Origin of the sequence: Streptosporangium sp. NPDC000396, assembly GCF_042898655.1 — a bacterium.
Lineage (GTDB): Bacteria > Actinomycetota > Actinomycetes > Streptosporangiales > Streptosporangiaceae > Streptosporangium.
In genome coordinates this window covers 22,731-46,212 of sequence record NZ_JBIAZA010000009.1, presented here as the reverse complement: position 1 = coordinate 46,212, position 23,482 = coordinate 22,731, and the positions used below count along the sequence as shown (strand labels likewise).

Genomic DNA, 23,482 nt, shown 5'->3' with positions numbered 1-23,482 from the left:
CCTTCCACGGACCCCGTCCTCTCAGAGCACCGCGACCGGATTGACCGGTGACCCGGTGCCTCCGGGCACGTTCAGGGGCGAGACGATCAGCAGGAACTCATACCGCCCGGCGGCGGCGCACGCGGCGGACAGCGCCTCGAGATCGAGGTTGTCCAGGAGCGGCACGCCCATCGCGGTGATGGCCAGCACGTGGATCGGCGAGTGGACGCCGTGGACGGGCGACGGGCGGACGTCGCTGTCGCCGTCACCGCCGAGCAGGGCGATGCCGCGCTCGGCGAGCAGGGGCATGGCGTCCACGTGCAGGCCGGCGCTGGCGGCGGAGGAGTCCCACGCGCCGAGCGCGCGACGGCGACCGGCGTGCCCCGAGCGGAGCAGCACCGCATCGCCCTCGCCCACGCGCACGCCGAGTCTCTCCTCCGCCGCCAGGACGTCCCCGGCGTGGACGGCCTCGCCGGGTTCGAGCCAGCCGACACCCCGTACGGCGGGCACGTCCAGCAGCACGCCGCGCGTGGCGAGCACGCCGAGCGCGTCCACGGCGCCGAACCTCACGCCGCCCGCGCCGACGACGTCCGAGGCGACCCTGCCGCCGAAGAGACGGCCCTCGTAGGCGATGTGAGCCAGCGCGTCCAGGTGGCTGACGGCCTTGCCGTGGTAGTCGGCGGCGAGGAAGTCCTTGTGGGCCGAGGGCTCGGGCACCTCGACGTCCCCGAGGTCGGACATGTAGTGCAGGGCGGGCTTGGGATTGTCGGGGCCCGGAACGGTGTTCCACGGCAGGGCCATCGGCACCGTCACGCCCGAACGGACCAGCCTGGCGGCTTCGCGCACGTGCTCCGCGGTCACACGGCTCCACGCCCCGCGATCGGCGGGCGCCCACCGGCCCCAGGCATTGAGCTCGCCGAACACGCGGTCGAACTCCTCACGGCTGAGAAGCGGGCCGTTCCGCAGCGCGGAGGTGAGGCTCTCCATATCGCGCTCCATCCGAAAAGTCTCGGCGACCGGGTGAAGTCATCGCGTCTTATGCATTATGCGCATGGCGGTGAACGGCGAACAAAATAACGGGCTGTGAACCCGCCACCGCGAACGACCCTGACGGACGGTTCACCTGCGGCGACATGGGAGACCTCCGGGCCGGACGCCGGACCGGCCGGCCCCCCGCTGAAACCGGGGAAAGAAAACGAAGATCCGCCTCCCGCTCCCGTGAGAACGGCGTACGCGGCTTTTCCGCCACTGATGGGCATCTGCGCGGAACATGCTCCAAGCAAATCTTTATCTTTATTGACCAAAATTCAGAACTACGTTCAATATGCTGTACAGCTAACCAGGGTGGACCTGGCCACTCGGTTCGTCTGGAGGGCTCTTTGGAGCGCATCTCCACCGCCACCGCCGGACTGAGCCGTGATCCCGCGCGAACGCCGCTCGTCACGATCCGGGGGCTGCGAAAGCGGTTCGGCGGAACCGTGGCGCTCGACGGCGTCGATCTCGACATCCGGCGAGGCAGCGTGCTGGCGCTGCTCGGGCAGAACGGTGCCGGCAAGTCGACGCTGATCAAGATCCTCGCCGGGGTCCACCGCGCCGACGAGGGCGAGGTGACCGTCGAAGGGCACCCGCTGGGCAGCGAGGCCGCGACCCGCCGCATGTCGTTCATCCACCAGGACCTCGGACTCGTCGAGCACATGACCGTCGCGGAGAACGTCGCCCTCGCCACCGGATACGCGCGCCGGGGCGGCCTCATCTCCTGGCGGCGGGTACGGGAACGCTGCGTGGCGGCGCTGGAGGTGGTGGCTGCTCACATCGACCCCGAGTCCCGCGTCGCCGATCTCACCCGAGCGGAGCGTTCACTGGTGGCGATCGCCAGGGCACTGTCGGCCGACGCCGGTCTTCTCGTCCTCGACGAGCCGACGGCCAGCCTGCCCGCGGCCGACTGCGCCCACCTGTTCGACGTGCTTCACGCGCTGCGCGAGCGGGGGCATGCCGTCGTCTACGTCAGCCATCGGCTGGATGAGGTCTACGCGGTCGCCGACACCGTCGCCGTCCTGCGTGACGGGAGGCTTGTCGCCTCCGGCCGGGTCGCCGGCTACACGCCGGGCCGCCTGGTCGAGGCCATCGTCGGGGGCGAGACCAGGAGCCACCACCCCGGCCGGAGGCGCGGGGACGGTCCCGTGGTCCTGCGGCTGCGCGAGGCGCGCGGCGAGAACGTGGGCCCGGTCGACCTGGAACTCCACAGGGGTGAGGTGCTCGGCATGGTGGGGCTGACCGGTGCCGGGCACGTGGAGCTCGGCCGCCTCCTCGCCGGCGACGGACGCCTCACCGGCGGATGGATGCTGATGGACGGCCGGCCGTACCGGCCCCGCTCCGTCGCCTGCACGGTCGGCCGCGGAGTCGGCTTCGTCCCCGGCGACCGGCAGGAGGAGGGGTGCGCTCTCGATCTGACCGTGCGTGAGAATTTCCTGGCCAACCCCCGGATCCGCGGGTTCTCCCCGCTGAGCGTGATCCACCCGCGCTACGAGCGGTCCACCGCGGCCGCCCTGATCTCCCGGTTCTCGGTACGGCCCGCCTCGCCCGAGGCCCCCGTCTCGACGCTGTCCGGCGGGAACCAGCAGAAGGTCGTGGTCGGGCGGTGGCTCGGAGTGCCCCGGCGGGTCGTGATCCTGGAGGACCCCACCGCGGGCGTGGACGTCGGGGCCAAAGCCGAGATCTACCGCCTGCTGGACGACGCGACCGAAGCGGGCCTGGCCGTCCTCCTCATATCCACCGACTTCGAGGAAGTCGCGAACGTGTGCCACCGGGCACTCGTGTTCGTGGACGGTGTCGTGGCGGCCGAGCTGGACGGCGGCGCGCTCACCGTCACCCGGCTCGCCCACACGGCCTCGTCCGCTTCCACGATCACGGGGGAGGCGGGCCCATGACCATGGCGCGACCTTCCCGGCGCAGAGCCTTCCCGACTCGGCCCGTCGCCCATCTCGTGGGCAGCTACGGGCTGCTGGTGCTGGCGATCGTGCTGTTCGCGGTGTTCTCCCTCGCGCTTCCCGAGACGTTCCCGACCTTGACCAACATCAACTCGATCCTGTCCAACCAGGCCATCCCCGCGATCCTCGCGCTGGGGGCGATGATCCCGATCGTCACCGCCAAGTTCGACCTGTCGATCGGTTACGGCCTGGGGCTCGCCCATGTGGCGGTGATGCAGCTCATCGCCGGATCCGGGTGGCCGTGGCCGCCGGCATGCCTGGCCGTCGTCATCGGCGGCGGAGTCGTCGGGGTCCTCAACGGCCTGCTCGTGGAGTTCGCCCAGATCGACTCGTTCATCGCGACGCTCGGCACCGGCAGCATCCTCTACGCGATCACCGGCTGGATCACCGACGGCGCCCGGATCGTTCCCGGCCCCGAGGGCCTGCCGGCGGGGTTCACCGGGATCTACGACTCAAGGGTTCTCGGCCTGCCGATCGTGGCCTGCTATGTGCTGACGCTGGCGATCGCGCTGTGGCTGCTGCTGGAACGGCTCCCGCTCGGCCGCTACCTCTACGTCATAGGCTCCAGCCCGCGGGCCGCGAGCCTCGTGGGCATCCCGACCCGCCGCTACGTCGTCTACGCCTTCGCCGGCTCGGGCCTGGTCACCGGCTTCGCCGGGGTGCTTCTCGCCGCGCAGCAGCAGATCGGCAATCCCAGCGTCGGCCTCGACTACCTCCTTCCCGCGTTCGTCGGGGCCCTGCTCGGCTCCACCGTCATCAAGCCGGGACGGGCGAACGCGCTCGGCACCGTCGTCGCCGTCGTGATCCTGGCGATCGGCCTGGCGGGCCTCGGCCAGCTGGGCGCCCATTTCTGGGTCACCCCCCTGTTCAACGGAATCACCTTGCTGGCGGCCATCGGCCTGGCGGGCTACTCCTCGCGGCGCCGGATGAGGGCGGGGGCGGACGCCACGCGGCAGGCTCTGGCCGGGCTCCCGTCCTCGGACGGGAGAGGCCAGAAACGGGCCGCTCCGGGCCCCGAGTCGGCCGCATCGGCCCCAGCCCCGCCCGACGCCGGCCGATGACCCACCGGAGACGGCGCGCCCGATCTCCCTTTCCCGCCTGGAGGAGCGGCCTTGTACGTCACCCGAAACACCATGGTCCGCGTAGTGGTCCTGGCCGTCACCGCCACGGTCGCCGTGACGGGATGTTCGGGCGAACCGACCGGAGCCCTTCCCGTGGGTCAGAGCTCGGCCGGGAGCTGCCCCCGGACGCTCGCGAACGCCACGGCCGCCGTCCGCACGGCCGCCGCCATCGGCGCCCGGTGGACCGGCCCCACCAGCGGGCCGCCGGCCGCCACGGGCAAGACCGTCGTGTTCGTCGCCCATGACATGACCAATCCGGGTGTCGCCGGGGTCGCCAAGGGGGTGCGAGACGCCGGTCAGGTCATCGGCTGGAATGCGCGCGTCGTCGACGGGCAGGGCACGCCGGCGGGGATCCAGGCGGCGTTCAGCCAGGCCGTCACGCTGAGGCCGGACGGCATCGTCATCGGTGGATTCGACCCGAACTCCGCGTCCGGGCAGACCGAGCAGGCCAACGCGGCCGGTATCCCGCTCATCGGCTGGCACGCCGTCGGCGTCCCGGGCCCCAGCGAGAACCCCAGGCTGTTCACCAACATCACGACGAAGGTCGAGGACGTGGCGAGGATCAGCGCGGACTGGATCATCACCACGTCCGGAGGCCGCGCCGGCGCGGTCATCCTCACCGACTCCTCCATTCCGTTCGCCGAGAACAAGTCACAGCTCATCAAGAAGGAGCTGGAGACCTGCCCGAGCGTCAGGCTGCTGTCCTACGAGAACATCCCGATCGCGGACGCCAGCATCCGCGTCCCGCAGAAGGTCTCCTCGCTTCTGTCGCGGTTCGGGGACCGGTGGACCCACTCTGTCGCGATCAACGACCTCTATTTCGCCGCGGCCGCCCCGGCGTTGCGCGCGGCGGGCAGGCGGGGTGACGCGGAGCCGTTCAACGTGGGAGCCGGGGACGGTGATCCTTCGGCGTTCCAGCGTATTCGTGACAGGCAGTTCCAGTCCGCGACGGTGCCCGAGCCGCTGAACGAGCAGGGCTGGCAGATCATCGACGAGTTCAACCGCGCTTTCTCGGGGAGGCCTGACAGCGGCTATGTGGCGCCGGTCCACCTGACGACCGTGGACAACGTCGGGACCACGACCGCGTGGGACCCGCTGGGATACCAGGAGGCGTACCGGAAGATCTGGGGCAGGTGACGACCTCGGCTTATTGATCTACATTGTAAAGGCGCCCGGCGAGGTTCAAAACCACCCAAAACGGACTAAAGGCCCAATCTTCAAAAAACAAGGGCGGCCCTCCGGCCGTGACCCGCCCCTTCATCGACCGCAGCCCAGGGGAGAGGACCCACCACAGAGCCGGTCCCCGTGTTTTGTCGGTTCCCCCTGTGAGACTGCGGGAATGGCGGCATGGGAGCAGTTCGAGAAAGAAGCCGGTGAGCTCGCATCCGAGGTGAGGGCTCGATTCGAGGCGGCTGAAACCCACATACTGGCGACGCTGCGCAAGGACGGCTCGCCCCGGGTGAGCGGAACCGAGGTCGACTTCATGGGGCCGGATCTGTCGTTCGGCTCGATGCTGAACGCGGTCAAGGCCTTCGACTTCCGGAGAGACGGCAGATGCGCGATCCACGCCCACCCGGGCAAAGCGGGGTGGTGCAGGGCGGCGGCGGTTCTGGCCGCCGTCTCACCTTGGGCGGCGGCGTTCGCATAATCTGGGTTGTGTCGGCGCGGTTTCGGCGCGTGGTGATTCGCCGGCCGTGGTCGGCGCGAGGCGCTGATGAATGCGGTGGTGCTGAACACCTCGCCGCGGCAGCGGGCATCGGGGTTGCCGGTTGAGGTGACCGATTTCGCGGGGCGTCGGCAGGGGGTGGCCGAGGCCGGAAGCATCCTGTCCGGGGCTCGCGCGGTGATCCTGATCGGTGTGGGCGGGATCGGCGGGACCCGGTTCGCTGATGATCGTCTTGTGCGCCGCCGGGGGCATGTCGAGCGCATCCTGAGCGAGCTTGGTCTCACCTCGCGTGCCCGCATCGCCGCCGGGGTCGGCGGGTAGGGCGGGGTCGCGGATGACGGGTGTGGTGATCGTGGGTAACTCGCCGGGGGAGGTTTCCAGTTTCGTCGGGCGCCGGCGTGAGGTGTCGGCTGTGCGGCGTTTGCTGTCGAAGACGCGGTTGCTGACGTTGACCGGTGCGGGTGGTGTCGGTAAGACCCGGCTGGCGTTGCGGGCCGCTGAGACTTTGCGGCGGTCGTTTCGGGACGGGGTCGAGCTGGTGGAGCTCGCCACGTTGGAGGATGGGGATCTGCTGGAGCCGACCGTGGCGGCGGCGCTGGGACTGCGTGACGCGGGATCGCGGCCGATGACCATGCTGGTGGACTATCTGCTGGACAAGCGGGTGCTGCTGGTGCTGGACAACTGTGAGCATCTGCTGCAGGAGTGTGCTCGTTTGGTGGACGGGCTGCTGCGTGGCGCTCCCCGGCTGCGGGTCCTGGCGACCAGCAGGCAGACGCTGGGGGTGGCGGGGGAGCAGGTGATGTCGGTGCCGTCGATGTCGGTGCCGCATCCCGGCGATGCCGTACGTGATATCGCCCGGCGGGAGGCGGTGCGTCTGTTCGTGGAGCGGGCGGCGAGTGTGCGGCCGGGGTTCGCGGTGGATGCGGCCAATGCCGCGGCGGTGGCGCGGTTGTGTCAGCGCCTGGATGGGATTCCGCTGGCGATCGAGCTGGCCGCGGTGCGGTTGCGCACGTTGCGGGTGGAGCGGCTGATGGAGGAGCTGGACGGGCGTTTCGAGGTGCTGACCGGGGGGAGCCCGGCCGCGTTGCCGCGTCATCAGACGCTGCGGGCGACCATGGACTGGAGTTTTGAGTTGTGCTCGCCGGCTGAGCGGCGGTTGTGGAGCCGGTTGTCGATCTTTGCGGGTGGTGTCGGCCTGGAGACCGTCGAGGCGGTCTGTTCCGGGGACGGGATTGATCGCGATGAGGTGTTCGATCTGGTGGCCGGGTTGGTGGACAAGTCCATCCTGTCCGGTGAGCGGCGGGAGACGGAGGTTCGGTATCACATGCTGGACAGCGTTCGTGCCTATGGGCGCGAGCGGCTGACGGTGTCCGAGGAGCGGTCGTTGCGGCTGCGGTACATCGATCACTATCGGCGTCTGGTTGAGCGGCACCGGCTGGATCGGCTCATTCCTGAGCAGCTTGAGCGGTATCGGACATTGCAGGTGGAGCTTCCCAACGTGCGTGTCGCGCTTGATCTGTGTCTTGTGGTGCCGGGGGAGGCGCCGACGGGGTTGGAGATCGCTTCGATGTTGTGGGCCAACTGGATTCTCGCCGGTTCGTTCACGGAGGGCCGGCATTGGCTGGAGCGTGGTCTTGGGCTTGTTCCGGAGGGGAACGCCGCCCGTGTCAAGGCTTTGTGGGTGGACGGTCTGCTCGCTCTCCATCAGGGGGATTTGGCCGCGGCGGGGCCGCGGCTTGAGGAGTGTCATGCGCTGGCCCGGTGGCTGGGGGATGAGCCGGCTCTCGCGTTCGCCGTTCAGACCACTGGTATCGCGGCTTTCTCGGCTGGTGACACCTGGCGTGGGCTGATGCTTCTGGAGGACGCGCGGGCCCGTCATCGGGCCTGTGGTGATCTGGACGCCGTTGGTGTCAATCTTTTCTACGCCGCCACTTACGGCTCGGTTGAGGCGCCGGACCGTGCGGCCGCGTTCGGGGAGGAGTTCCTGGCGATATGTGAGGCCGGTAATGCGCAGGTGTCGCGTGCTTACGCTTTGTTCGCCCTTGGTGTCGCCGCGTGGAATCAGGGGGACTGGTGCCGGACGGAGGTTCTCATGCGGGAGGCCGCCGCGTTCAGAAGTGCGATCAACGACAGGTGGGGGCTCACCCAGTGTCTTGAGGTGCTGGCGTGGACCGCCGGGGCGCGGGGGCGGCATGAGCGGGCTGCCCGGATGCTCGGTACGGCTCATGCGTTGTGGCAGACGATGGGGGCCTCTCCGACCCGGTTGTGGCCGCATGTGCGGGCGCATGAGCAATGTGACGTGCAGGCGCGTCGGGCGCTGGGGGAGCGGGCGTTCGCCGCGGCGTTTCGTGGTGGGGCGCAGCTCGGGCTGGATCGCGCCGTCACATACGCGATCGAGGATGATCAGGGTTGCTGAGTGGTCTGCTGGGTCGTGTTCTTGTCGTTTCTGCGCTGGGGCCGGTATGGCAGCGGGTTCATGCTGCTTGCCCGCATGGGGTGCGGTGTGCGGGGATGCTGCTTCCGTCCGGAAGTAGTTCGCCGGTGTCTTCGAAGAGCACCACGCCGTTGCAGAGCAGGCCCCATCCTTGCTCTGGGTGGAAGGCCACGAGTGCGGCGGCCTCGCGGTTGGGGGCGTTTGCGGGCGGGCACGTGGGCTGGTGCTTACACATGGCTTGTACCTTCGATCTTCGCTGGGTTCGGCAGGGGCTGTTCAAGAATTCAGCATGCCTTCGGGGGAGTGCGAAGAAGACGGGATAAACCCCCGTATTCATACCCGTTCCGCAGTAGGTAGTGCATCCGGTCCATGGCAGGGTGCGTATCCGGGGTGGGCGGCTTGGGCCCGGTAGTGCTCGCGCAGGGCGTCGAGCACTGAGGCTCCGGGTGGCCGCTCGGCGACCGCCTTGGGGCTGTCGTCCTCAATCGCCGGCGGCGGCGTTGGCGTAGCGGCGGGCCAGGTGGGCGAAGGCGTCCTTGAGCTCGGCCGGGCCGACGACCTCGATGTCGGCGCCGAACCTGCCGATGGCGGCGGCCAGGCCGACCCATGACCACGAGCCCAGGACGATCCGGCAGCGATCCGGGCCGACCTCCTCGACGACCCCGTCGCGGGTGTAGCCGGACACGGTGGCGGCGGGCAGGTCGAGGATCACCTCACCGACGCACGGCCAGTCGCCAGAGCCGTCCGCGCCCCGAAAGCGGCCGGCCACGAAGGCGGCCACCTCGCCGCCGGGCAGCTCGCGCGGGGTGAAACGGGGTCCCGCAGGGGTGCGCGGGCTGATCCGGTCCGCACGGAAGGTACGCCAGTCCTCGCGATCGAGATCCCAGGCGACGAGATACCATCGCCCGCCCCAGGTGACGAGATGGTGGGGCTGCACCCGGCGCGGCGGAGCCTGCGCGCCGTCGTCGTCCGCCGCTCCTCTGGATGCGGGGGTGTAGTCGAAGCGCAGCACCTCGCGGGCGTGGACGGCGGCGCTGAGTGCCGTGAGCACACTGCTGTCGGCCTGCGGGGTGGGCCGGATCGCGGGCTGTTCGACGGCGGTGACCTGGAGGGCGTCGATCCGGTGGCGCAGCCGGGCGGGCATGACCTGCCGTACGGTGTTCAGCGCACGCGCCGCGGCTTCCTCGATGCCCGCCCCTGCGGTGGTGGCGAACTGGAGTGCGATGGCCAGAGCCACGGCCTGCTCGTCATCGAACAACAACGGGGGCAGTTCGGTGCCGGCATCCAGCCGGTACCCGCCGTCGGGGCCCTTGATCGCCACGATGGGATAGCCGAGCTCGCGCAGGCGGTCGACGTCACGCCGCACGGTACGCGGGCTGATGCCCAGCCGCTCGGCCAGCAGCACCCCCGGCCAGTCCCGGCGCACCTGGAGCAACGAGAGCAGCGCCAGCAGCCGCGCTGAAGTTTTCGGCATGGCCCCATATTGCCCCAGGTAGCGGCCACATCCTGTCCGCTTCTCCTGTCACTGTAGTCACGAGCAGAGGCCGGGCGGGCCGATCCCCGTGATCGTCATCGGCGGCGGGGGAGCAGGTTCCCGCTGTCACAGCGAACCGGCCCTGCGGTCAGCACGGGCCGCCGGACGACGACGGCGACGCGTAGGACCGCCCAGATGACAGGAATCGAAAGGACCGCATGATGTCCGTCAATGTTGTGACCCATCTGAACTTCCGGGGTGACGCCCGCGCGGCACTCACGTTCTACCAGTCCGTGTTCGGCGGGGACATGGCCGTGGTCACGTACAAGGACGCCGGTAACGTCCAGGAGGCGTCCGAGGCCGACCAGGTGATGTGGGGCCAGGTGGCCGCCGGCAACGGCTTTCGCGTGATGGCCTACGACGTGCCCTCGCGCCTGCCCTGGGATCAGGGCGAGAACGCGTTCTTCGTCTCACTCCGGGGCGAAGCGGCTGAGGAGATCACCGCGTACTGGGAGAAGCTCTCCGAGGGTGCGATCGTCCTGCAGCCGCTGGGGCCCGCGCAGTGGGCGCCCCTCTACGGGATGCTGAAGGATCGGTTCGGCGTCACGTGGGTCGTGGACGTCGTTGGCGAGGACAACGCGTCCTGACCTCCGGGTCCTGGGCGGGCAGCCGCCCCACTACACAAAGCGCGGGAGGGCGGATGCTGAATGCAGCATAAGTAAAATTATGCATGAATCAGCCCATAAGGCGCGGAGGGGAGGGGGAAGCAACGCCGCAAATGCGTGCTTCCCGCCTCTGCCCTGACCAGGAGCCCTGGTTGCCGCCGTTTTATTCGCGGCTGTGGCACCGCGCCACTGTCTCAGCCCACCGCGCGGGATTCCGAAGCAGCCGAAAATGTCGGCGCGGCTGGTTAGCGTCCTCGCCATGGATCACTGGGGCGAGATCAGGAAACTGATCGAGGCGCGGCACGCCGACCGGCTCGCCAAGAAGGTCAAGGCGCTGGACCATGAGAGCCGCAAGGAGGTCGCGGCTCGATTACCGGAACTGTTGAAGGAACTGCAAGGCCGGTTCGACCCATGGGACGACGGCTTGGTCGACTACGGGGTCGCGCTGCGGGTGGCGGGCGCCGCCACCTTCGGCGGCGCGGCGGCCGTGGCATCCTGGCTGTACCGGCGCGACTTCGCGCCACAGTGGGCCGGCCCCGACAACGACGCGGACCTCATCTTGGCGGTGCTCGCCGACCGGCCCGCCGCCTGGCGCGCCGACCTGGCCGAACGGCTGGTGCTGCGCATGCGTGTCTTCGACGACCGTGGCATGGCACTCGCCCTGGCTCTGCTCCGCGAGACCGGCATCGAGCCGCCACCGCACGACCCGCTGGTAGCCGGTTGGGTGGACCGCGAGCCGTCGCGCCTCGGCGACGACCCGCTGCTCGACCACCTGCTGCCGCGCCTGTTCGAGGCCGAGGGCGTGGGCCGGATGCTGCAGAGGGAGCCGCTCGAGGGCTGGCTGGGCGCGCTGCTGAGGCTAGTCAAGGCGGGCCGTGTGAAGCGCGAGGTGCTGATCGAGGGCTGCGTACGCCGCTTCCTGCTCGGTGGCACGGCCAACGACCTGCGGTTCTTCGTGCGCCTGCATGAGGCGCTGGACCCCTCGCCCGCCGAGGTGACCTCCCACGCTCGCGACTACCTGCGCCTGCTGGCCGCATCCCCCGGCCCGGTCGCCGAGCTGGCCATGAAGCGCCTGCGCGCATGCGACGATCTCACCGCCGACGACCTCGCCGAGGTGTGGGAGTCGCTGCTGTTCCGCTCCGAGCGCAAGCTGGTGCGCGCCGGGCTGTCGTGGCTCGACCGTTCCGTACGGCATACGCCCGCGCTGGCCGACGTGATCGCCGCACCGCTGGCCCGGGCATTCGCCACCGACTCCGCCGAACTTCAGGAAAGGGCCGTCGAGTTGGCCCTCGCCCACGTGGGCGGCATGAGCGAGGAGGGGCGCGCCGCCGTACGCGAGGCGGTCGAGTTGCTTGCGCCCCATCTTGGCCACCGGGCCGCCATGGCATTCGCGGGCGGCACGGTGGCCAAGGCCGAGCCCGCGTTCGTGCCGCCGCCACTGCCCACCGCGCCCGAACGCGCCCACAGCCTCGCACCACCGATCGAGTCCGTCGAGGATCTCAATCAGCTGATGTCGGAGGGGGCACGCTCCTGGCACGCGTGGGAGCGGCTGCTCGCCGGCTTCGTCACACTCGTCGGCCGCGACCGGGCGGGCGTGGTGGCGGTGATGCGCCCCCTGCTGCTCGATGGGCCCGACCGGCCGGAGTATCGCCAGGAGGCTTGGGGCTGGGGGCAGGCCGACCAGTGGCTCTGGGGCGCCGCCCGCTCCCTGACCGCGACCGCGCCCATCCGGGGCGCCTGGCGGCGTTTCATGCCGAAGGGTACCCTGGCCGCCCCGCATCGGCTCCTACTGCACCGCGCGGCCGAGATCCTACGGGCCGTCGAGGAGGACACCCTCCCGCCGCTGCTGCTGGCCACGCCCACGCACAGCACAGGGCACGTGGCGGCGGCCGAGCTGGTCCGGCGACTGGAGATCATCGAGGCGGCCGGGACCAAGCCGCCGGCCGCCGACCTCCAACAGGCGCTGCTGCGCCTGCCGCGCACCCCAGACCCCGAGGCCGAGAAGAGGGCGGCCCGCCTGACGTCCGCAGCGGGCAGGATCCTCGCCGCATGGACCTGCCCGGAGGTCGAGATCAAGCTGGAATGGACCTGCGGAAGCGACGGCGGCGACCACGACTGGCACGACCGGAGCCACCACCATAATGTTCGCCTGGTGCCGACGGCCACCACCGCACCCGTCGGCCTGCCCCTGGTCGACCTGATACTCGGCGTCCCCCAGCACTGGGCCCAGGCCGAGCACCGCGAATGGTGGCCCTCGATGCTGCCCTCACACCGCGAGGTCGCCGCCGCGTACCTCATGCCGTACGTGCTCAGGCGCTTCTGGCGCGAATCCCCCGTCGGGCCGGAGCCGGCCCGCGCTCTGGCCCGGGCCGAGGGGCCGGCCGGAGCGGCGTTCTCGGCGGTGCTCGCCCGCGTCCTGGGCGACCCGCAAATGCCCGAGTCGGTCGACGTACTGCTGGAAGTCACCGCACGGGACGAACTTCCCGCAGCCGAGATCGGCCGCCAGATCGGGCTCCTCGTGGCCAGCGGCGAGGTCAGAATGATCGACATGGTCGCCGCGCTCGACGCCGCGGCCAGGCAAGGCGCCCACGCGCAGGTGTGGCGGATCGCCGCCGCGGCGCTGCCCGCACTGCTGCCCGCGCCGGGCGAGCGCCCGCGCAACGGCCTGGCCGGATTCGTCACGCTCGCCATCGCGGTCGCCGAGTGGTGCGACGCGCGCGGTGAGATCCCCGAGGTGCGCGCCATGGCCGCCCGCAAGGGAAGCAGCGGGCTGCTCCGCGAGATCCGCCGGCTGCACGACCGGCTCACCGACGGCACCGACAAGAAAGGGTGATCATGGAGTCCGAGCGAACCAGGCACTGGCGCTCTCGGCACGACGAGGGTCACGACATGCGGATGGCGATCGGCGATCTCGCCCGCGTCGCCGCCACGCCGGGCTGGTCACGGCTCGTCGTACGCCGTGCCCAGGTCGGCACGCACGCGCTGACCACCGTCACCCGCGACGGTCGCGAGATCGCCGCCAAGGGCATGGAGGAGCCGTTCCAGCGCCTTCGCGAGCTGTCCTGCAAAGCCGACGCAGGCACCTGGTTCACCTGTGAACTGGTGTTCTCACCCGGCAGCAGGGGCTACACCGGCCGCGTCGATTCCTCCGCACCGCCGTTCGAGGACGTGCCGGCCCTGGCGGCGCTGGCAGAGCTGACCACATTCCCCCGCGAGGAGCCGCCCGGCTGGCTGCTGGCCGCGCTGCCGACCGCCGCACCCCTCGGGCTGCCCACCACGTACGGCGACCACTACGACCGGTGGCACGACCACCCCGGCGACCGCCGGCCGCCGCCGCTGCCGATCACCGGAGAACTGGCCTACCTCCCGGCCACGACCATGACCGCCCGCGCCTTCTACCAGGAACAGGACCAGGAGCACGGCCAGCATATGGTCTACCTGGTGGAGCAGGTCGACGAGCCTGAGGCCGAGCACCTTGTGGTGACGTGCTACCAGGGGGTCTACTGGGTGGCACGCCGAGACATGCACGGCACCAGCGAGGGCGTGCGCTCCATCACGCTGGACGGCGCAGCGCTCCGGCTGGAGCTGACCCCTGAGGCCGCCGACACGCTGGAGACCGAGATCGCCTTTGAGGTCCATCTTGACCTGCCGCCCGAGACGATCAGCGAGCTGCGCGCCGCCCTGCCCAGCATGCTGCGACCCGTCGCCCAGGCACCGGAGCTGATCGGCTTTTAAACCGATAGCCGCACCCCACCGGAGCCCGGAGCCTGGTGCCCTTGGCATGCGATCGCCGGAGCAGACAAGCGTTGACAGGGACCTCACCGGGGCTTGGATCGAGGTTGCCCACATCGTCCGTCCACCCGGCGAGGTCGTGGTCAGCATGTGCCCGGCCAGCGTATTCGCCAACGATCCGACCACTGGAGGCTCTTAGAGGCTGGTCGTCGCCTGGGCACAGCGACTCCGTGGACAGGCCCTTCCGGCGCCTTTCGGTACTACCGCTTCGGGAATCCGATCACGATCATCTCGGTGGCGTCCGTCTTGCCCGGGACGCGGCCGGCGCTGTCCGGGAAGTTGTTGTCCTGCATGACGGCGATCCTGTTGCCCGGCAGGGGAAGCAGGGCCTCCACGGACTGCAGGGGGAACATGAAGGGGTCACCGAGACCGTAACCCCCGGCGGGATCGTCCGAGCCGATGTGAGCGGGGTTGCGCAGGTTCAGCAGGTCGGCGACGTCGGTCTTGACGAGGTAGCCGTCCGCGTCGGTCTTGCGCCGGTCGATCAGGTAGACGCGCTTGAAGGTGGCCTTGGGCCCCTCGTCGTCCTCACGCTCGATCAGGATGGCCCGGTTGGCGTCGAGGGATTGCATGTCGGCGATGCGGTAGTCTTCGCCGTCCGTCCGGTACTGCCAGGAACGACCGGTGTATTGGTTCTTCTGGGTGTCGAACTCGTAGATGTAGCGCCGGAACGGGTTGGCGTCGTTGGTCAGCCGGCCTTCCACCGCGGGATACAGGAAGCGTCCGTCGGGGGAGGAGGCGAGGGCTTCGAAGCCGCGGCTGCCCTGCACCGTCGTGGGCTCGCCGTTCGCCAACGTCGGGTTGTTCGGGGATTTGAGCGAGGGGTGGGCGATCGGGGCCTGCAGCAGCTTGCCGGTGCTGTCGAAGTGCAGGAGGAACGGCCCGAACTCGTCGCCGACCCACATTGACCCGTCGGGGGTCCGGGTAACCGACTCCGTGTCGAAGTCGCCGCCGGTGAGCAGCCGATCCGCGGTGTTCTCGTTGACGATCTTGAATGGGATCTTGTGGTCCGGGTCGGCGAGCGAGAGGAACCGGCCCACGTCGATGGTCCCGGCTCCGCCGCGGGCCGTCTCCCACTGCGGCGTGAAGTGGTAGAGCCGCAGCAGGAAGTCCACCGAGTTGCCCTTGGTCCCGAAGCCGTTGTCGGGCATGGCCCAGAACGAGCCCTTGCCGTCGGGGAGCATGGACGAGATCCCGAGCACCAGCTGGCTGGGGTAAGGAGGCGTCATGCCGTTGTTGGGGTCGCTGAAGGCGCCGGTGGGCGGGCCGGGGACCGGCGTGTAGGCGGGCAGCGTGGCGCGGGCGAGCAGGGTCGCGCGAGCGGGGTCATCGGCGGGCGGGGCCGCCTGGCCGGCGGCGAAGGCGGGGGTACCGACCAGCATGAGCGCCGCGGTGGCCAAAAGAACGAGAGGACGACGTCGCACGTTTTCTCCTGAGGAGCGGACCAGTGATGGGGCATTGGCGAGTCGGATCAAATCGGTCGACCATTAACTGCGGTTACGGACTTGATGGCGGCAGGCCGTAGCGATGGCGAAATGCCGATGACATCCGCTGGTCGCGCCGTCCGCCTTCGTCCCCGCGAGAGCCTGACCACCCACCCGTCAGGGACCGTCGCCGTCCACGTGGTCTCGTCGAGGAGCGGGTCTTCGCGTGCCGTTAGCCCAGCTCCTGAGGCGGGTGTTCCCAGGCGGTGCCGGTGTGCGGCAGCCGCTGCATCCCGTCCGGGCTCACCCGGCCGGCGAATTCGGCCGGCGTCCACCCATTCTTGCGCCTCAGGCCTGCCGGCAGGCCCCGCACATGGGCCGGCACCTGATCCCGCGGCTCAGCCTGGGCAAACCGTCCCGCGAAGTGCTGATGCAGCGCCGCCGGCCTCGACGGCCACGCCTCGAGATCTACAGTCGCCACGAGACATAAATGATCAGTAGCAGTACTAAGGGAATCGCCATGGGCGGCCTGGTACGGCACACGCACCTTCGCGGCCTTCTCGTGATCATGAGACAGGACAACCGGTCGGCGGTGGGCATATCGGGACAACAAAATCCTTAACCGGACAGAAGGTGAATTCTGTTTGGTTAAATTTTCCCGGCCTTGACGTGCCTTCGAGCCTCACTTGTCCCGGCTCACCGGCACCGACTCCTATCGTCCGACTCGGACCCGCGCTCGCGCCCAAGCCACGACCACCAGTTGAGTCGCGATCCGGGCAGGCAGGCCCCCGCTCGCATCGCCGTGGAAGGCGGAGCGGCGGGAACGGACCAGGAGCGCGTTGCTGGAGGCCGCGGCGCGCGGGTTGTCCCGAAACGCCTACGCCGGCTTGAAGCTGGAGCAGGTGGCCAGCGAGGCGGGGTACACCCGTGGCGCTCTGTATCATCTGTTCGCCAACAAGGAAGAGCTGGCTCTGGCGGTGGTCAAGTGGGTCGAGCAGACCTGGACCGCCGAGGTCGGACGCCCTGCGGCCGACCAGGCCGAACCGGTCGATGCGCTGCTGGCAATGGCCCGCGGCCATGCCCTCTACTGCCGCCGCGGCGTGGCCTCGGTCATGACGAACCTGAGCGTCCAGTTCGCCGGGCAAGACCACCCGGTCGGCCAGGCGATCTCGGAGATCTTCGACCGGCTCGTCGCCGACTGCGCCGGCTGGATCGAGGCCGGACGCGAAAACGGCTCGATCCCACCGGGGCCGCCGCCCCAAGAGACGGCGCTGGCCTACGTGGGCGCCCTGGAGGGACTCGTAGGCCAGCTCGCCGGGCACACGCCCTTCGACGTCGAACTCGCCGAGCGGGCAGTGCGCGGCGTGCTGGGTCTATGACCACCTCTCAAACAGGCCGGCCGCCTACGCGCCACGGTCGCCGTCGACGGCTCCGTAGGTTCTGACATCCGGCCTAGTACCCCCATGGTGATGACCGCCGGACCGTCCGCGTGAACCGCATCCCGGCCGGCGTCATCTCGCCTTCAGGTGCACGTTTTGCCGCGGTTCGACCCGGCGGGCCTCTCCCCCGGTCCGCCCGGGGCGCGCTTTGTGAACCCGCCGGCCCTGGGGTGTTTCCTGTACCGGTGTCTGGTGTGCGCCGCCCAGGGCGGCGGTCGCCGTCCTCCGTTTTACGGCCGGATCTCGTAAACCAGGTTGAACGGCGTCTGCGCGGCACGCCGGAATCGGGTGAAGCCCGCGTCGGTGATCACCTGGCGGATCGCGGTCTCACCGGCTTGCGCGCCCAGGGGGTGGCCGCCCGGCTGGGACAGGCCGTTGGGTACGCACAGGAACGTGGAGGCGCTGTAGTACAGCCGTCCTACCGGGGTGAGGTTGTCTTCGACCTTGTCGGAGGCGAACGGCTCCACCAGAAGCCAGGTGCCGTCGGGGGCCAGCGCTTGGCGTATCCGCCGGGCGGCTCCGAGCGGGTCGCCCAGGTCGTGCAGGCAGTCGAACATCGTTATCAGGTCGTAGCCGGTGCCGGTGAAGGTCTGCGCGGTGGCCGTCTCGAAGGTGATCTGGTCGGTGAGTCCGGCGTCTGCGGCCTGTTCGCGGGCCAGAGTGATCGATTCGGCGTGGTAGTCGGAGCCGGTGATCGTGGTGTGCGGGTAGGCCTTGGCCAGGAGTATCGATGACGAGCCGAGGCCGCAGCCGACGTCGGCGACTCGGGCCCCGGCGGTGAGTTTCGCGCTGACCCCGTCCAGTGCGGGGATCCAGTTGGGGATCAGCTCGGCGGTGTAGCCGGGCCGGAAGAACGCGTCGCAGCCGATGAAGACGTCCTGGTCGTGTTCGTGCCAGGCGATTCCGGCGCCGGTGCGGAACGCTTCGGTGATGCGTGGTTCGGCGCGTAGCATTCCCAGGGCGATGAGGAATGCCGCCGGTACGTTGGGGCCGTTCGGGTCGGCCAGGCAGAAGGCTTGTTCGGCGGTGAGTGAGAACTGGCCGGTTTCCGGTTCGTAGTCGACGTATCCGCCGGCGGCCTGGCCGCGTAGCCATTCGGTGAGGTAGCGCGGGTGGCATCCGGTGCGTTCGGCGAAGTGTTCGGGTGTCGCGGGGCCTTGTGCGAGTGCGCGGTAGAGGCCGAGTCGTTGGCCGATCACGACCGAGCCGGCGGCGTCGGTGGCTGCCAGGTCGGTCACGAAGCGGTTCATGAACTCGGTCACCTTGTCGTGGTTCATTTCTTGTCTCCTTCCGGCCGGACTGGTGTGTGCCGGTTACAGGAGAAAGGGTCGGTGTGGGGCCTTTCGTGGTGCTCGCACGCGCTATCTTCGTGCTAACAGGCTGGTGTTTGTCCTGGTCGTGGGCGTGGGTGTGCGCGGGGGTGCCATGGCAGTTGGGCGTGCGCCGCCGTCGGTTCGGGTGGAGGTGCTCGGGCCGTTGCGGCTTGTCGTCGATGGTGGCCCGGTGGAGGTGCCGGGTCCGAAGCGGCGTGCGGTGCTTGCGCTGCTTGCGCTCGCCGAGGGCCGGGTCGTGACGGTTGATCGCCTTGTGGATGCGTTGTGGCCGTCGGAGGTGCCTGAGTCGGGGCGTCAGGCGTTGCACAATCATGTGTCCCGGTTGCGCGGGCATCTCGGCCCGGTGGCGGGGCGGCTTGAGACGCGGCGTGACGGTTATCGGCTTGATCTTGGGCGTGATGAGCTGGATGTGGCGCAGGCGCGGGCGTTGCTCGCGGCGGGGCGTGCGGCGGGGCGGCGGGATCCGGCTGGTGCGCTGGTTTTGCTGCGGGAGGCGCACGGGTTGTGGCGGGGGCCGGTTCTGGCTGACCTCACGGAGGTCATGCCCATCGCGGTGGCGGTCGAGGAGTGTGCGCAGTTGTACCGCGAGGTGGCCGATGCGTTGATCGCCTGCGCCGTGGCGGCGGGGCGGGCTGATGAGGTGGTGGGTCTGGCTGTCGCGGCGTCGGCCGCCGACCCGTTGCGGGAGCCTGCGGTTGTCTTGCTCATGCGGGTGCTGGCGGGCAGCGGGCGGGCGCCGGAGGCGTTGCGTGTGGGGCGTGAGTTTCGGCGCCGGTTGGCCGATGAGACGGGTCTGGATCCTTCGCCTGTGCTGGGTGAGCTTGAGCGTGACATCGCCGGTGGTGTTGCCGGTCCGGTGCCGGTCCGGTCTGAGGTGCCTGCCTGGCCGGTGGCCCGGTTGATCGGCCGTGAGGGGCAGGTGGCGGCTTTGCATCGGTTGCTGGCGGCCGAGCGGCTGGTCACGCTGGTCGGGCCTGGTGGTGTCGGCAAGACCCGGGTTGCCTTGGAGGTGGCGCGGCAGCGCGGTGCGGCGGTGGTGTTGCCGCTGGCGCCGGTCACCGATCCTGTGGCGATTCCGCATGCGCTGGCGGCGGCGCTGAATTTGAGGGTTGTTCATGGTGATGTTCTGTCGGCGTGTGTTGCCGTGCTGGGTGATCGTCCCGGTTTGCTGGTGATCGATAACTGTGAGCACCTGCTTGGCGGGGTCCGGGACGTGGTGGATGTGATCTTGTCGTCGTGTCCGGGGATTTCCTTGCTGGCCACCAGTCGTGAGCCTGTCGGCCTGGCGGTGGAGCACGTCTCGCGGCTGGCGCCGCTTGCGCTGCCCGGTCCTGGTGAGGATCCTTCGCGGGCTCCGTCCGTGGCGCTTTTCCTGGATCGGGCGGGCCGGGTTCGTCCTGGTCCCCCGCCGGGGCCGGCGGAGGTGCGTACGGTCGCCGACATCGTGTGCCGGCTTGACGGGATGCCGCTGGCCATCGAGCTCGCCGCGGGTCGGCTGTCCACGTTCTCCTTGGCCGATCTGCGTGGGCGTCTTGACCGTTCGCTTGATCTGCTTGGGGGTGGCAGGCTCGGTGCGGATTCCCGGCATCGGACGTTGCGTGCGACCATCGAGTGGTCGTATGAGCTCCTCACGGAGGACGAACGGCGACTGTTTCGGCATCTGTCGGTTTTCGTTGATGGTGTTGATCTTGATGTCGCCGAGTGGGTGGCCGCCGATCTGGGTCTGGAGGGCGATTCGGGGAGTGCGCTGGCGCGTCTGGTCGACGCCTCCATGATCGACGCCCATTTCGAGGGGGGCACCCGGTACCGCATGCTGGAGACGCTGCGGGCGTTCGGGCTGGACCGGCTTGCGGCGGCCGGTGAGGAGGAGGCCGCAGCCGGGCGTATGCTGCGGTGGGCCGTGGAGCTGACCGCGTGGATCGGCGCCGCCATGACCACCGAGCGGGAGCCCGAGGCCGATGCCGTCGTGCGCCGGGAGCTGGCGAACCTGCGGGCCGCGTGGCGGCTGGCCCGCGACCGGGGATCTTTGGACGCCGCCGCGGCGATGGTCGTCGCGTTGTTCGACGCGGTCACCTACCGCGACCTCGTGGAGATCCGGGACTGGGCCGAGGAGCTGGCCGGTGATCCGGCGCTGGCCGGCCATCCGTGTGCGGCCGCCGTTCTCGGGGTCGCGGCGGAGGTGGCCTACCACCGCGGCGCCTACAACCGGGCCGACCGGCTCGCCCGCGCGGGGCTGGAGAAGGCGGCCGATCGCGCCGGGTCGTGGCATTGCCTGATGGCGCTGTCGGTGGCGGATCTGGCTCGCGGTGCCTACGGTGACGTCGTCGAGCACTCCCTCGCCGCGGCGGTTCTCGCCGACCGGCCCCGGGAGAATCTGGGGATCGCCGCCCTGGCGGCGGCGTATGCGGGTGATCTCGAGCGGGCGCGGGAGCTGAACGACCGGGGGCTGGCCGGAGCGGTGTCGCCCACGATGCTCTCGTGGGGCGCCTACGTCGCCGGGGAGATCGAGAGCATCGCGGGCCGCAGTGAGCCGGCCGAGCGGCATTACGTGCGTGCTGTCGACCTGGCCCGCGCGTCGGGGGCGACTTTTCTCGTCGGCGTCGCGACCGTCGGGCTTCTTTCGGTGCGTGCCGCCGCCGGGCGCGTCCACGAGGCGCTGGGCGGCTACCGCGACGTGATCGATTATTTCGCCCGCAACGGCAACTGGACTCACCTGTGGGTGACGTTGCGTAATCTGGCCGGGTTGCTGCGCCGGCTCGGTGACGGGGAGCCGGCGGCGCTGATCGACGCCGCGGCCGATCAGGCTCCGGATGCTCCCGCCGGCAACCGCTCCCCCGGCGCCAGACCACCCGCGGGCGCCGGACCACCCGTCACCGTTGCGGCTGGGCCGCTCCCCGACCGGGTCGCCGTTCTCGGGGTGGCCCGGCGGGCGATCGAGCGGAACCTCACCCGGTCATGAGGGTGGCCGGGAGCGGCCCGGTGGCGGCCGGGTGCCGTGTCCGCTCGGTGAACGACTCGTCGCCGACCCATGCCGTGTAGCGGTCGACGCCCATGCCGGCGATGAGTTCGGCCGTCTGGGTCTCCTGTGCCGCCAGGGCGCGGACCTTGCGGGCCGCGGTTGCGGCGTCCAGCACGAGGTCGACCGCCAGCCGGTGGGCGGGTGTCGTGACCGGGTGTCCCGGGGGGAAGATGCCCAGGCTCTCGTTGAGGGTGTTCCAGCGTGGTGCCCGCCGCTTGGCGAAGGTGGCGTACAGCAGCCGTGCCCCGGGTGGGGCGGCGTGGTCGAAGGCCGTGGTGGTCCAGGCTGAGACCGCCTGGTGGTCCGGGTGGCCGGTGATGCCGTCCGGGCCGAAGGTCAGCACGGTGTCGGGGCGGACCTGGTCGATGATGGCGCACAGTTGCGCGACCGCGTCCGGGGTGCGGGCCGCCGCGCATGTCCCGTCCCGGTGGCCGAGCCAGTGATGCTCGGTGACTCCGAGGATTTCCAGGCAGCGTGCCAGTTCGCCGGTGCGCGCCGCGGCCAGGCGGTGTGGCGGCCATGCGGCCGGGTTGGGTGTGCCGAGTTCGCCGCGGGTGGCGGTGACGCACACCACCCGTGATCCGTTGCCGCGGGCCATCGCCATCAACCCGCCGGACAGGTAGGCCTCGTCGTCCGGGTGTGCCCAGATTCCCAGGATGGTGCCCAGCCGGGCGACGTCAGCCGCAGTCTTGATCATGATGGGGCCTTTCTGGTGAGGATCTCGTGCACGGTCAGCCCGGCGACGCAGCACGCGACGGCGGGCATCCACAGCCGGCCGGCTCCGGCGGTGTCGACCACGAGGCCGCCGAGCAGCGCGCCGGCCGCGGATCCGAGGTGGATCGCGGAGCTGTTCAGGGCGAGCAGCAGTGGCGCCGGCCCCGGTCCGAGGCCGATCAGGTGGTGTTGCTGTGCGGGAACGAACCCCCATGCCGCGATCCCCCACCCGATCACGACGGCCAGCGTCCCGGTCACGGTTGTCGCGAGGTGCGGGAGCGCCGCGAAAGCGGCGGTCAACATGGCCACGGCCGGCACGATCACGCGGCGGGTGCCGTTCCGGTCGGCCGTGGTCGCGCCCCACCAGAGGCCGGCGAGGCCTCCGGTTCCGAACGCTCCGATGAAGAACCCGGGCCCGGGTGGTCCGGCCGTGGGGGCCAGCAGCAAGGGGAGGTAGGTGTACATGCTGTATGAGGCGGTCATCACCAGGAAGGTCACGCCGAGCACTCCGGCGACGGCCGGGGAACGCATCGGGTGGAGTCGTTCACGCACCGTCGCGCGCATCAGCGGGCCGGATCCGGCGCCGGTGAGCAGCAGGCCGGTGACGGCGATCGCCGCGAGGACGGCGACCAGCCCGAACGCCGCGCGCCAGGAGAGCGCTGAGGCCAGGAGCACACCCAGCGGGGCGCCCAGCACCGTGGCGGCCGACGTGCCGCCCAAGATCACGCCTAGTGCGCGCCCGCGGTGGCTTGCGGGCACGGCGGCGACGGCCGCGGCGCCGGCGGCCGGCATGTAGACCGACGCGGCGAGTGCTCCCAGCAGCCGGGTGGCGAGCAGCGCGGGGAGCGTCGGTGCCGCCGCTGACAGTGCGCTCAGTATTCCGAACAGCGCCACCGAGCCGATCAGCGTCTGCCGCGGCGGCCGCGACCCGAGCAGGGCGCTGAGCAGTACCGCGCCCGTCGCGCACGCCAGTGCGGACACCGTCGCGGTCAGCCCCGCGGCGCCGATCGTGACGCCGAGGTCGCGGGCGATCTGGCTGAGTATGCCGGCGACGACGAACATGTCGGTGCCGATCGCCAGGGCGCCGATCCCGAGTGTCGCGACCGGGAGCCATCTGCGCTGGTCCCGTTGCCGGTCTCGTTCCGGTGTGCGGGTTTTCCGGTCCAGCACCGCCGTGCCGGCCACCTCGTCGTGCATCTCGTCCTCCAAGGTCCGAACGACGGTCCGAACGACGGTCCGAACGATTCGATCCTCGGAGCACGGCCTCGCAGTGCGCTGTCGCGGCACTGTCGTGGGGCTGTCGTGGGGCTGTCACGGCGGTGTTGCGGGCCGTTTGGTCATGGAGGCGGGCCGGGTGTGGTCCGGCCGGTCACGATCCAGGCGGTGACGACGGGCGGCGGGGCCGTCCTTGCGGTGTCCGCCCGCCTGCCCGGG

The 23,482-nt window shown here is 70.2% G+C and carries 18 protein-coding genes; 11 read left to right on the top strand and 7 right to left on the bottom strand.

The features are described from left to right. Positions 1 to 21: 21 nt before the first annotated feature. Positions 22 to 966 carry a cyclase family protein gene (locus tag ACFY2X_RS16200; protein WP_389938681.1) on the bottom strand — a complete coding sequence of 315 codons (945 nt, stop codon included), beginning with the start codon at positions 964 to 966 and terminating at the stop codon, positions 22 to 24. Between the two features lie 392 nt (positions 967 to 1,358). On the opposite strand from ACFY2X_RS16200, the gene ACFY2X_RS16195 reads away from it, so the two are divergent. From ACFY2X_RS16195 to ACFY2X_RS16170, 6 genes are all read left to right on the top strand, one after another. After that, positions 1,359 to 2,906, top strand: a complete 1,548-nt coding sequence (locus ACFY2X_RS16195) for a sugar ABC transporter ATP-binding protein (protein ID WP_389938678.1) — start codon at positions 1,359 to 1,361, stop codon at positions 2,904 to 2,906. Further along, positions 2,903 to 4,027, top strand: coding sequence for an ABC transporter permease (locus tag ACFY2X_RS16190; protein ID WP_389938675.1), 1,125 nt, complete (start codon positions 2,903 to 2,905; stop codon positions 4,025 to 4,027). Before ACFY2X_RS16195 ends, ACFY2X_RS16190 begins: the two co-directional genes overlap by 4 nt. 51 nt (positions 4,028 to 4,078) lie before the next feature. Continuing rightward, entirely contained in the window at positions 4,079 to 5,224 is a 1,146-nt protein-coding gene (locus tag ACFY2X_RS16185; protein WP_389938672.1) for a substrate-binding domain-containing protein, read from the top strand. 202 nt (positions 5,225 to 5,426) lie between these two features. Next, positions 5,427 to 5,735: a hypothetical protein gene (locus ACFY2X_RS16180; protein ID WP_389938669.1), complete on the top strand. Its 309-nt coding sequence runs from the start codon at positions 5,427 to 5,429 to the stop codon at positions 5,733 to 5,735. A 75-nt stretch (positions 5,736 to 5,810) separates the two neighbouring features. Beyond that, a complete protein-coding gene (locus ACFY2X_RS16175) occupies positions 5,811 to 6,074 on the top strand; it encodes a hypothetical protein (RefSeq protein WP_389938666.1) in 264 nt (87 codons plus the stop codon). A gap of 13 nt (positions 6,075 to 6,087) precedes the next feature. Then, entirely contained in the window at positions 6,088 to 8,169 is a 2,082-nt protein-coding gene (locus ACFY2X_RS16170; protein ID WP_389938663.1) for an ATP-binding protein, read from the top strand. Between the two features lie 58 nt (positions 8,170 to 8,227). Here ACFY2X_RS16170 and ACFY2X_RS16165 read toward each other — a convergent pair whose 3' ends face one another. After that, entirely contained in the window at positions 8,228 to 8,422 is a 195-nt protein-coding gene (locus ACFY2X_RS16165; RefSeq protein WP_389938662.1) for a DUF5999 family protein, read from the bottom strand. A 246-nt stretch (positions 8,423 to 8,668) separates the two neighbouring features. Further along, complete coding sequence (locus ACFY2X_RS16160; protein WP_389938659.1) at positions 8,669 to 9,661, bottom strand: helix-turn-helix transcriptional regulator; 993 nt, start codon at positions 9,659 to 9,661, stop codon at positions 8,669 to 8,671. Positions 9,662 to 9,882: 221 nt separating this feature from the next. Between ACFY2X_RS16160 and ACFY2X_RS16155 the strand changes: the two genes are divergently transcribed. The 3 genes from ACFY2X_RS16155 (at position 9,883) to ACFY2X_RS16145 (ending at position 14,061) form a co-directional block, all read left to right on the top strand. Further along, a complete protein-coding gene (locus tag ACFY2X_RS16155; protein WP_389938656.1) occupies positions 9,883 to 10,308 on the top strand; it encodes a VOC family protein in 426 nt (141 codons plus the stop codon). Positions 10,309 to 10,585: 277 nt separating this feature from the next. Then, positions 10,586 to 13,159: a DUF6493 family protein gene (locus tag ACFY2X_RS16150; protein ID WP_389938654.1), complete on the top strand. Its 2,574-nt coding sequence runs from the start codon at positions 10,586 to 10,588 to the stop codon at positions 13,157 to 13,159. A gap of 2 nt (positions 13,160 to 13,161) precedes the next feature. Further along, positions 13,162 to 14,061 (top strand): hypothetical protein, encoded by a 900-nt coding sequence (locus tag ACFY2X_RS16145; RefSeq protein ID WP_389938651.1) that lies wholly within the window; start codon positions 13,162 to 13,164, stop codon positions 14,059 to 14,061. A gap of 257 nt (positions 14,062 to 14,318) precedes the next feature. On the opposite strand, the gene ACFY2X_RS16140 is transcribed toward ACFY2X_RS16145, so the two are convergent. Continuing rightward, on the bottom strand, positions 14,319 to 15,542 hold the full coding sequence (locus tag ACFY2X_RS16140; RefSeq protein ID WP_389938648.1) for an esterase-like activity of phytase family protein: 1,224 nt from the start codon (positions 15,540 to 15,542) through the stop codon (positions 14,319 to 14,321). A gap of 839 nt (positions 15,543 to 16,381) precedes the next feature. On the opposite strand from ACFY2X_RS16140, the gene ACFY2X_RS16135 reads away from it, so the two are divergent. Then, the gene (locus ACFY2X_RS16135) at positions 16,382 to 16,921 is read left to right on the top strand and encodes a TetR/AcrR family transcriptional regulator (RefSeq protein ID WP_389938645.1); all 540 of its coding nucleotides are present in this window, start codon (positions 16,382 to 16,384) and stop codon (positions 16,919 to 16,921) included. Positions 16,922 to 17,211: 290 nt separating this feature from the next. Here ACFY2X_RS16135 and ACFY2X_RS16130 read toward each other — a convergent pair whose 3' ends face one another. Continuing rightward, complete coding sequence (locus ACFY2X_RS16130; RefSeq protein WP_389938642.1) at positions 17,212 to 18,258, bottom strand: class I SAM-dependent methyltransferase; 1,047 nt, start codon at positions 18,256 to 18,258, stop codon at positions 17,212 to 17,214. Positions 18,259 to 18,457: 199 nt separating this feature from the next. Between ACFY2X_RS16130 and ACFY2X_RS16125 the strand changes: the two genes are divergently transcribed. After that, positions 18,458 to 21,274: a BTAD domain-containing putative transcriptional regulator gene (locus ACFY2X_RS16125; RefSeq protein WP_389938639.1), complete on the top strand. Its 2,817-nt coding sequence runs from the start codon at positions 18,458 to 18,460 to the stop codon at positions 21,272 to 21,274. On the opposite strand, the gene ACFY2X_RS16120 is transcribed toward ACFY2X_RS16125, so the two are convergent. Then, a complete protein-coding gene (locus tag ACFY2X_RS16120) occupies positions 21,261 to 22,031 on the bottom strand; it encodes a PIG-L deacetylase family protein (RefSeq protein ID WP_389938636.1) in 771 nt (256 codons plus the stop codon). The genes ACFY2X_RS16125 and ACFY2X_RS16120 overlap by 14 nt on opposite strands. Next, positions 22,028 to 23,245 (bottom strand): MFS transporter, encoded by a 1,218-nt coding sequence (locus ACFY2X_RS16115; protein ID WP_389938633.1) that lies wholly within the window; start codon positions 23,243 to 23,245, stop codon positions 22,028 to 22,030. Before ACFY2X_RS16115 ends, ACFY2X_RS16120 begins: the two co-directional genes overlap by 4 nt. Positions 23,246 to 23,482: the final 237 nt, after the last annotated feature.